The following is a 1,137-nucleotide window of genomic DNA, read 5'->3' on the forward strand; positions in this document are numbered from 1 at the left end:
AGGGATCGCCTTGCAGGGGCTCGAAAGTGAAACGCAGGTCGCTTTGGCGGGGCATGGGGCCTCCCTGTCGCAGGTGAAAATATCAGTCGATGAGCCAACCGGGCTCACCGTTTTCCAGTGCGCCGTCGTGGTCGGTGGTGTCTCCGATGCGGGCTACCGGTTGCCCGTCCACGATCATTGAGGGCGAACCGCTGTTGATCACGGCGCCACAGCCGAGGCTGTCGCCAACACGAGCGACGGCTCGACCGTTGACGATCAAGTTGCTCGAACCGCTATCGACGGCGGTGGGACCGCACAACGGACAATCATGGTCGTGTCCGACCAGTACGACGGCAGGCATTGCGCCTCCTTAACAGATTTCAAGTCAGTGGAGGTTCCGCCGCTAGACGAACCGCAGCGACGGAACGAGGGCCGCGCTTAGCCCGCTGCTGCCGGCTTGCGCCAGTCATCCGAAGCTTCGGTACCGGCCACCACATGACTCCAGCTGACCTTGCGATACGCCAGGCTGGTCTTGATCAGTTGGGTGTAGTTGGAGTTGTCGCTGTCCTGGGCGTGGGGCAACACGGTGTGGATGTCGACGACGGTGGCCTCTTCCAGTTTGGTGGTGAAGAAGTGCTCCTGTTTGCCATCGGTGGAGGTACGGAACCACTTCACTTCAACAGTTGGCAGCATTTCGCCGGTGGCCAGGGCCTGGTAAAGCAACGGCGAGGCTTTGTTCAGTGCGCTGGTGAAGGTCAGTGGTTTATGCACGCGCTGTCCGGTGGGTTGGCCGCTTTGTGGGTCAGTTGGGGCACCGATCTGATGGTCGATTTCCTGAGCGAGGATTTCGTCCTCGTGGCCCTCCACGAAGACGTTGCCCACCGAGTCAGCGGTGAAAGCGCCCTTGGTGATGTGGCCTTGGTTTTTGCCGTGGATGCTGATGTACGCGGGTGTTGGCATGACAAGCTCCTTGTCGCGATGATTTAACGACCCTGAAGTCGTGGGTTTTGGCCCAAGAGGCCATGGCTTCGCAGCGCTCGGGATGAGCACGCTAAAATCGGTTACAGGCTGAGAATCCGTTCCAGTGACACCAGCACTTCCTCAGTGATGGCATTCAGTCGGATCGTGTAGATCGTGTAGGCAACCGTCAGCACGACG

2 protein-coding genes are annotated in these 1,137 nt (G+C 59.7%); both read right to left on the minus strand.

The window, feature by feature from the left end; all coding sequences use genetic code 11:
- Positions 1-82: 82 nt before the first annotated feature.
- Positions 83-340, minus strand: coding sequence for a PAAR domain-containing protein (locus D8U60_RS11040; RefSeq protein ID WP_130900128.1), 258 nt, complete (start codon positions 338-340; stop codon positions 83-85).
- Between the two features lie 77 nt (positions 341-417).
- On the minus strand, positions 418-939 hold the full coding sequence (locus tag D8U60_RS11045; protein WP_110600341.1) for an Hcp family type VI secretion system effector: 522 nt from the start codon (positions 937-939) through the stop codon (positions 418-420).
- Positions 940-1,137: the final 198 nt, after the last annotated feature.

It is taken from the genome of Pseudomonas sp. Sample_11, from assembly GCF_004307505.1.
Lineage (GTDB): Bacteria > Pseudomonadota > Gammaproteobacteria > Pseudomonadales > Pseudomonadaceae > Aquipseudomonas > Aquipseudomonas atacamensis.